6 protein-coding genes are annotated in these 9,523 nt (G+C 43.8%); 1 reads left to right on the forward strand and 5 read right to left on the reverse strand.

The features are described from left to right. Window positions 1-12: 12 nt before the first annotated feature. Both AM228_RS08935 and AM228_RS36100 read right to left on the reverse strand, forming a co-directional pair. Complete coding sequence (locus AM228_RS08935) at window positions 13-2,808, reverse strand: DUF4157 domain-containing protein (RefSeq protein ID WP_231636713.1); 2,796 nt, start codon at window positions 2,806-2,808, stop codon at window positions 13-15. 134 nt (window positions 2,809-2,942) lie between these two features. Next, window positions 2,943-3,071, reverse strand: coding sequence for a hypothetical protein (locus AM228_RS36100; protein ID WP_255353171.1), 129 nt, complete (start codon window positions 3,069-3,071; stop codon window positions 2,943-2,945). A 50-nt stretch (window positions 3,072-3,121) separates the two neighbouring features. Here AM228_RS36100 and AM228_RS08940 point away from each other — a divergent pair, with 50 nt between their 5' ends. After that, a complete protein-coding gene (locus AM228_RS08940; RefSeq protein ID WP_054465776.1) occupies window positions 3,122-3,973 on the forward strand; it encodes a Uma2 family endonuclease in 852 nt (283 codons plus the stop codon). Between the two features lie 56 nt (window positions 3,974-4,029). On the opposite strand, the gene AM228_RS08945 is transcribed toward AM228_RS08940, so the two are convergent. The 3 genes from AM228_RS08945 to AM228_RS08955 form a co-directional block, all read right to left on the reverse strand. Next, window positions 4,030-6,099: an ATP-binding protein gene (locus tag AM228_RS08945; RefSeq protein ID WP_054465777.1), complete on the reverse strand. Its 2,070-nt coding sequence runs from the start codon at window positions 6,097-6,099 to the stop codon at window positions 4,030-4,032. Between the two features lie 118 nt (window positions 6,100-6,217). Continuing rightward, complete coding sequence (locus AM228_RS08950; protein WP_054465778.1) at window positions 6,218-8,512, reverse strand: glycoside hydrolase; 2,295 nt, start codon at window positions 8,510-8,512, stop codon at window positions 6,218-6,220. Between the two features lie 584 nt (window positions 8,513-9,096). After that, the gene (locus AM228_RS08955) at window positions 9,097-9,333 is read right to left on the reverse strand and encodes a NifU family protein (protein ID WP_054465779.1); all 237 of its coding nucleotides are present in this window, start codon (window positions 9,331-9,333) and stop codon (window positions 9,097-9,099) included. Window positions 9,334-9,523 lie beyond the last annotated feature (190 nt).

Raw genomic sequence — 9,523 nt, forward strand, 5'->3', positions numbered from 1 at the left:
TCCGATTTAAACCTAATACACGGGGGTAGATTTCATCTGTTCCATTAAATCTACTGTGAATAGACTTTTCAGGAAAGGATATTTTCCAGTCATCTCTTTGAGCAGAGCAGCGATTTGCTGATATTCGGGAGTTTTTTCAATTGTAGATATTTTATTCACTATTTTTTTACCAATATATTTATCTAAACTATTGATATCTTTTACCTTGTTTGTTTTCATGTCTGTTATACATTCTACGATCGCTGTTTTTAGTGATTCTTGTAATTCTTCTGGAACATTAGATCCTAGCACAGCCACAATTATGTTATTGGCTTGCTTAGTTATGTCATTAGTTATGTCATCAGTTTCATTCTTAATTTTTTTTATATCTGTTTCGTTTATTTTGGCTATAATTTTTTTAACTAACCATTTTTGAACCAAAGATAGCTGCTTAGAAAACCTGAACAAGAGGTTATAAATCAAGGTCAATGCTTTTTCCTTATTTTTCTGGTTGTCTTCCGTATTCTCTGTCAAGAATGCTTGATCGATAATTAAAAAAGCAAAAGCATGACGGTGGCGTCCTTTCGTTCCTTTCACATTCTTATAAAAACCCTTAATTGCGTGAAACACTTTTATACCTTTCTCCAGGAGAGAAGCTGCGAATTTTATGATTTCGGTAATCGGTCCTGCTGGGGTTGTTAAGGTAAGAATTCGGCAAACTCCTTGAAAAGTTCTAAGGATTGCCAAGAAAAATGATTCCCATAAAGCTCTTTTTCTTTTAGAAATAGCATAATCGGCTGCCGCTGATAAAGTTAAATCTTCCTGATCTTTAGCCTCTTTTGTTGTATCTATTTTCGCAGCTTCCTGATAATACTTAATTTGTTTCTTTATTTTTTTTGCCTGTTTAGCAAACTGATAAGCTTTGATCAAATGACCAATGCCCAATCTCTCAAGCAAGCCTGTAATTTTGTCCATAATAGTATCTACAGGTCCCTTGACTAAAGAGTCTAATATATTCTCTTTCACGAAATTTGTTGCTGTAGTTGTTAAATTGTTACTTGTAAGTTGTGTTTCAACATCCTTTGCTACTGCCGATGATTGTTGATTCTGTTGTTCTTGGATTCCCTTGATTTCTGCTTCCGTTTTAGCTATCTGTTCATTCCCATAAGTTTTGGAATTTTTTTCTTGAACATCTTGCATATCTTGGCGTTCTTTGCCGATCTCTTCTGGCATTTGATAAAATTCCAGACCTTCTTCGATTCTTGACGCATCTTTTATTAATTTCCAAGCCTGCTGCAACTCAGTGTCTTTACCTGTGAGTTGTTGATTCAGTTTATAATAAGGGCCTTCTTTTTCTTCTGGCGTTTCCGTTTCCTTCTTAGTTTCTGGCGTTTCCTTCTTAGCAAATTTTTTATACAAATTTACAGCTTGTTTAATAGAAGTTGACTGTAACCATCTTTCAAAGTTTCCTGTAGCTTCAATTATATATCCATGTTTTTTGAGCCATTCACCGAATTTTGCTGATGATTTTATCTGATTAATTATTTCAGTATCTGCTGAATTTTTAGCCTGGAAAATACTCATAACTTCTACTGCCAATGTCGCATCGTGAAGCTGGTGTGCAAGTGTACCATTCAACAGCGCAAAATAAGCGCTTTCCTCCCCTGTTAGTTTATGATTATGAGTTTTCCAGTTCCAATCTACCAGAATCTTCCATATTTTATCTAACAGTTCTTTTCTATTTTTGGTTGCCAAGGTTGAAGTTTTATTATATGTAGAAATCAGTTCAGCCATCTCTTCAGTTTTGCTTGTACCCACCGTTGCTTTTCTGACAAATTGCTTGGGAATTTCTGGAATAGAATCGTGCCAAACCCCGGCTACTCGCTGACCAAAAACATACTCTCTCTCTGCGATCTCCCAATGTGGTTTATCTTTTGTCACTTCATCATTTTCGCCCAATCTCTGAACCACAGGTTCAATTGGAGAAATTTTTGATAATTTCGGTATATTTTCATTTTGCTTTTGAATTTTGTTAACTACTTTAGATTGTAATTTATCTCCACCAATTTGCTGAATAGTGTGGGTCAACTCATGGGCAGTCAAATGATTATTACCGGGAGATTTCCCCGAACCATAATAAATATGATTGCCGTGGGTAAATGCCTGTGCGCCCAAATCTCGGTTCATTTGTACCGCTTGGCTATCCGTATGTACGCGCACACTGCTAAAATCTGCCCCAAAACGCGGTTCCATGTAGGCACGAATTTGCGGGGCTAAAGGACTGCCAGAGTTTTTGCTTTGACTGATTTGATTTTCCAGAGAATTTGGAGCATTAAGGCTACCATCTGCGGCTGCCTGGACTTTAATCCGACGTTGAATAAAGCCTTTTTTATTTTCCCCAGCTTCTTCTGACAGTGACTCAGAGGGTTGTGGCTGCATTTGAATAACAGGTTCTACTGGAGTAATAGCCGCAGAAATGGGTTTAGCTTGAGCAAAGATAGCCGCAGAAATCGGTTTAGCTTGAGCAAAGATAGTCGCAGAAATGGGTTTAGCTTGAGCAAAAGGGCTTGGGGCTGTGGGATTTTCCACGGGCGCCGGAGCAGATATCGCAGGCATTCTCATCACCGTTTCGGCAATGGTGTCCGCTTCTTGTTCATATTTATCCCCAGGGGCGCCGATCGCGAGTTTTGGCTGAATGGGTGCCGGGGCAGAAACTTGCATCCCCGCAAGGCGATCGCCCCCTGAATTTCCTAACTCGACTTTGGTCTGGATTTCTGGTGTAGCGGTTTCCGGTTGCACTGGTTCCGCAAAGGGACGCGGCTTAAACATTCCCGTTGCGGGAGTTGGGGTGAAATGGGACGATCCTTTTTTCTGAATCTGCTTTCCGGTTGCCATAGCCTAACCTCGCCGAATTGTTGAAGTTAAATAATTTTTTATTTTCCCACAAAATAGCGATCGCTTTCCTAGCCAAAAGTCGATATTTTGATCCAGAATTTGTGAGAGATTTCGAGAGCGATCGCCCTCCGCTGATGGAAAGATTTTTTTTGGCCGATCGCGGATTCTAGGGTCGGGGATAATTGGCTAGATGCCAAAGAACAGGCCGAACTATCATAGAATTGTACCGCGTTGAATCAGTAAAGAGATGCAAATCAAACAAATAAAATATCCAGTTGAGCAAAGCGATCCGCCGCTTTCTGCCAGAGAAGCTTTGCCCACCATGTACGATCTACCTAGCGAAAACCCGGAGGAACCTGGATTGCCTGACGAATTCCATGACTTTCAACCTGAACTGTTGCGTTTAACTTTTCGTCCTGGAAACTACCCATCAGAACAAGTGTTTTGCGGCAGTGACATGAACCTTTACTACGATGTACGTCACCATTCTTGGTATAAACGACCGGACTGGTTTGGAGTAGTAGGAGTTTCTCGACTTTATGACAATCGGGATTTACGCTTAAGTTATGTGATGTGGCAAGAAATGGTTGCGCCCACAGTGGTGGTGGAATTATTGTCACCAGGGACAGAAACCGAAGACTTGGGTAAACGGACTCGGTTGGTTAGCGAACCGCCCACGAAATGGGAAGTTTATGAACAAATTTTGAAAGTTCCTTATTATATAGTGTTCGATCGCTATACCAATGAGTTAAAAGCATTTGCTTTAATGGCTGGTTTTTATCAAGAATTGAAATTAACCGAACCGAAAATTTGGCTGCCTCAATTAGAGTTGGGTTTGGGTTTGTGGTCTGGAGCTTATGAAGGACTAAATCGAGTTTGGTTACGTTGGTATGATGCTCAAGGAAACTGGATTTTAACACCCAGTGAACGGGAAGCGGTTGCCGTGAAGCAACTTGAAGCGGAACGCCTTCGCGCTGAAGCGGAACGACAACGCGCTGAAGCGGAACGCCTTCGCGCTGAAGCCGCAGCTACGCGATCGCAACAGCTTGAGGAATTGCTGCGATCGCACGGGATCGATCCAAATAGTTTAAATAGTTAACTTTCACCGAAGTAGCGAAGTATGGTGGGCAATGCCCACCCTACGTCTGAGGATTGTCAAACCCACCCTTTAATCTCGCTATCGGTCAAAACTCGCTCTAATTTCATACATTCGCTGCGGGCAGCAACTAAAATATGTTTCATCATCACAGGTTCCCCGGCATCAGCGGCCATAAACGCCGCATTTAATGCTACATTTCTAATATTTCCCCCCGCTACATTCAGCTTGGCTAATTTGTCATAATCCAAGCCTTCCGTGGGAGTTTGGGGCGGAAAAATTCGCTGCCAAATTTCTTTTCTTTGATTTAAGTCCGGGAAAGGAAACTGCACGACAAAACGAATCCGCCGCAGAAATGCTGAGTCTAAAGCACTCTTAATATTAGTGGTTAAAATGGCTAATCCCCGATAGGCTTCCATCCGCTGCAATAGGTAAGCAACTTCGATATTCGCATGGCGATCGTGGGAATCTTTGACTTCGCTCCGTTTGCCAAATAAAGCATCGGCTTCATCAAATAATAATATCGATCCCCCCGCTTCCGCCGCATCGAATACTTTTCGCAAGTTTTTCTCGGTTTCACCGATATATTTACTGATAATTGAACTTAGGTCAATGCGATATAAATCCAGTTCTAATTGTTGGGCAATAATATCGGCGGCCATTGTTTTTCCCGTGCCACTGGAACCGGCAAATAAGGCACTAATCCCTAAACCTCGCTCATTTTTGCCGCCAAATCCCCAAGTTTCATAGACTTTCCCCCGTTGTCGCACATGGCTGACTATTTCCCGCAGGGTGTTGCGTTGGGCTTCGGGTAGCACTAGGTCATCCCAGGTGTTGCCGGAATCAATGCGTTGGGCGAGGTCTTCCATACGCGATCGCGCCTGGATCCGGCAAGCATCCCACAAGCGATCGCCCAACTCATTGTTATCCTGGTTATTTTCGAGATCCCCCCCTGGCCCCCCTTGAAAAGGGGGGGGATCAGCGATCGCTTTCCCGGCTTTAATGCAAGCGGCATAAATCTCTGGAACGCTTAAATTAAAATGAGACACTAATTTATTCACATAACCGTTTAATTCCGTATCGCTACCGAGGGCATTTTGCCAAAGGAGGCGCTGTTCTGCGGGGGTGGGTTGTTTGACATCAAAGGTGACAAAAGGTCTTTGTCGAGGATGTCGGCGATCGCGGCTGGTGACAATCAGCGGTTGATGATAGTTTTCAATCATCCTGGCGATCGCATTTTCTCTGGCCAAATCATTGCTATCAATCTCATCGCAATCAAGCAATAAAGCGCTATTGCTTAAAATAGCTTCTCGTTCCCACAACTGAATTAATTCGGCAATATCGTTAGCATGAATTGGGATCACATCTGCCGCCATAATATGCAGATTCCATCCCAACAATTCACAAGCTACCCCAGCCAGCGATCGCTTACTAGCCACATCACTGCCGCAAAGTTGTACCAGGGTAAAACCCTCCCTGGTTTCGTTGCCCAATATCTCCGCCACTTCCTCAGCTATTTGGCGATGAGATGGCGGCAAATCCGCAATGTTTAAGGGCGAAAAACGAGTCGCTTTTACAGAAAATGGCCGGACAATAAATCGCAACTGTTCCTCGAAAGCTGTAGCCCCCATCAAATAATGCAAGACTCGCTCTTCAATTCGCAACGGCGCCGTAGTCAAGGCATTCCCCGCACCTACAGAAATTAGTCGCCAGCGACGCAGGGGACTGTTTGCGGTTAAGGCTTGCCAATTTTTATTAGGAAAAATATCTAATCCTAAACCAAATGTCGGATAATTACTTTGCGGATCTCCGTGAATTCCGGCGCAAAGATTGCCCCAATTTCTATCTAATTCCATGCCCGCACATAGCAGCAATAAATCGCGATCGAAATCCGATAAACCAAAAGTTTCGCAAAGTTGTTCTAGGGCTGGTGAGGTTTGCCATTGCCAGCTTATCTCATCCTCGAATAACTCGCGGTCAATTTCCTCTGGGACAATTTCCGCATCATCGTTCAATTGTCGTTGCAGCTTTTGTTGCAACAACAACCGCACCCGGTCGAGCGATCGCCCCAAATATTCCTGGTTATCCTCTAACCAATTGCTAGTTCTTAATGATTTGATTGGCACCATAATTATTCAATTGATAATGGACAATTGATAATGGACAATTTATAATCCACAATGGACAATTTAGATTTTTTCACTGATTAATTATCAATTATCAATTATCAATTATCAATTATTCATATTATGGGACAGAAATCGGTACAAGAGCATTTTCTGGGGCTGCTTCCCGATAGCGACCCATATCAGCCATCACTAATAACAAATGCAAAGACCAATCAGGATCCGTGGGCAGGTCAGCCCAAGGGATAGCGATTTCTAAGCATTTATTAAAGGCCATTTGCGCCCGTGTGGGTCGGGCGTGCCATTGATGATTTTCTCGCGCTTCGTGGAACCAAAGCGATCGCGTTTGTAAATTAATCCCTAACTGATGATGGAAGAAATAATTTAACGGCGCTTCATGGGGCAATTCTGCCAGGGGAATGGGACTATTGCACATTGGTTTATCGGGATAGTACCAAAGCAAGCGCAATTCTGGAGGAAAATCTTTCCCCGGTTTGGCACCAGTTTTAAAATCTAAGCGCAGATAAAAATTCAAGTGATCGACTCCATACCAGAGGCGTTGTAATGCACTGCTGCGATGCATGGTGCCCCGGGCGCCGCCAATTTCAATCCGACCGGCGCGATCCCAGTCTTGTTCGTCCCCAACCCCATCAATAATCGGGTGAATGAAACTTTCAGGACGGCGATTTTGCTCCGCAACGCTGCCGCGAACGCCTGTTGCCTCATGTTTTTCTACAGGTCGCCGCAACTCTTCGGGAATGGGTTCATTTAATGCCTGATAAATGGCATATAAATGTTCTCGGAATAACTGGTCAAACATGGCATCTTGGTTGGACGAATGACCTTCCCCAAACCACCAGAACCAGTCAGAGCCTTCCGCTGCATATAACGCTTCCCAGGCTTCGGGGTTGGTTTCTTCCGTCGCTTCGGGATGATTCGCCAAAACTTGCCGCGCTGCGGTTAACAAGTCCCAAGCCCGATTTTTTGCCGGATCGCCAATCCAAGTAGTTAAGCTGCCATCGACCCAAGACCCACTATGCAGGCGATCGCTTTCCAGAGTTGCCGTCGTGCCAAATTTATCTAAAAATTCTGAGACGGTGACTAATTTAATATCGGGATGATCGCTCAAATTGGTATAAAGGGCATTTAAGAACGGTTCCCCATCTCGGTGATAAAATTCCCAGCAATTTTCCCCGTCTAGGGCGATCGTCACCAACCAAGGGGCTTGTAACCCACTACCCCCGTCATAATTTTCCGGGCGCAAGCATTGCGCCCCTACAGGATCTGACTGTTGCTCCTGCAAACGATAGCGAATCGCTTCCAAGTGACCCACCAGATCGGAAGCTGCCCGTCTTGGCTCCATTGAACCATAAGTAAAGCCAATCAAATCCGACAAACGGTGGTCGCGGAAGACAATCGCCAAATCCCCGTGAGGGGTTTCTAAGCGATAGGGACGATAAAGTAACTGCGGTTCTAGTACATTCCCCGCCCCATCACGATGGAAAAAGTGCTGCATTGTCCAGCCTAACACCGCTTCATCAGAGCAAATCCACTGAAAACCTTGGTCTGCAATATAGGGTAAAATTGCCGGACTCACCGCTTGTTCTGATGGCCATAACCCACGAGGAGTCCGACCAAAGCGGTCTTGATACATTTCCCAAGCTTTGCGTAAATGGCGCGGAATATCTTCTTCCCATTGGAAACGTTGCTGGGGTAAGGTCATGTTGGGAACCGCAACCCGTCCGCAATTCGTATCCGCTAATAAGGGCAATATCGGGTGAGTATAGGGAGTGGTGGTTACTTCTAATTGACCGGCATCTTGCATTTGTCGGTGTTGGGGAACAATTTTCCCCATGATTTCCCGTTGCTTGGAATAGATAAGTTGGCGATCGCTCAAAGTAAAATTCTGCCCTTTTTCCAACCACTGAGAAATCTCTGGGTCATCCCAAAATATCGGATCGATCCAGGCCAAATTATGCCATGCCAGCAAATCGTCATAATCTTGGCGGTTCCAATTTTCCAGACACCAAGCTGGGCCTTTGGAAAGTCGTTGATGATACAGTTGCCCGTAGCGAGGATGCGGATCAATTAAAGTATGGTGATTAGCATCAAAGAAATGCTCTACAATAAAATGTTTCTGTTCCAGAGTCAGTTGATCCGCCGCCGTTAAAGAAGCCATCAAATAAGGATCGAATGCCTTCCCTTCGATATATTCTTCTATCTGCAAAATCAAAGAGGGAACCAAGTTCACCGTTTGATGCAATTTGGGATATCGAGATAATAACAGTACCAAATCCAAATAATCTTTGGTGCCATGTAAACGCACCCACGGCAAACGGTATTGATTGGCAATCCGGGATTTGTAGAGGGGTTGATGTTGATGCCAAATAAAAGCAACGTATAAAGGATGAGTCATAATTCACTGTGAGGATAATTTCACTTGAAAAATCAAACCAAAACGCCAATTATGTAAGTATTTTACCTGCTATTTTTTGTGCTTTTGAAGCCGCTTTTTAGATAAAAATTACATCTAAATTTTATAAATAGATTGAATTTTTATCTAAGTAAAATCTAAGGATTTTTTTTCTTTCCTTTCGTTAGAAATGGCCAGAATTTCGGGTCAACAGCCGTTGACCCCTACAGCAGGGACGCTACATTTAGATCAACCAGCCGCGATTCGAGTAGCGCTTCGGGGCTTCGCTTCACGATTGCTCCTCAGAATAAATGATTAATTTCGGACGCAGCCCGGATAACCTTTTAATTTGCTCTACCCAATCAGGTGTACGTTCTGGTAGATGATTATATTATCGGTTATATTCGGTGTTATTTAACTTTTCGTCTATATTTCGTCTATATATGGTTTGATTTGCGATCGCGCCAACTAAATTATCTGTCATCTGTCATCTGTTATAACAAATGTAGGGGCGAGCAAGCGAATCGCCCCTACATTTAGGGGTTAGCCCCCGTGCAGAAGGGGGTCAACGGTCAACGGAAAGAAATTTAAATTACCTGTTCCACTTCGGCAATTTCTGGAATTGACTCGCGGAGTTTGCGCTCAATGCCCATGCGTAAAGTCATGGTTGAACTGGGGCAAGACCCACAAGCTCCTTGCAAACGCAATTTGACAATCGGGCCATCGATTTCCACCAGTTCCACATTACCGCCGTCTGACATTAAATAAGGGCGGAGTTCATCCAAAACCGTTTCCACATTATTCGGTGTGAGTGCCAAGGCCATACAAATTTCCTCTTGTAAACGCTGGTTGTGAGTTTAATTTTAACGTTTGTTTAGTGTTAGAGCGCGATCGCCTCCCTTCCGAAAAAAACCCAATTTTTTCCTTTTCTCCTCTACACCTGGGCGCAGGGGAGCGGGGTGTAGCCCTGAGCCTGCCGAAGGGTAAGAGGTGTAGGGAATAGTGAATAGTGAA

The sequence above is a fragment of the Planktothricoides sp. SR001 genome (genome assembly GCF_001276715.1).
GTDB classification, from domain to species: Bacteria; Cyanobacteriota; Cyanobacteriia; order Cyanobacteriales; family Laspinemataceae; genus Planktothricoides; species Planktothricoides raciborskii.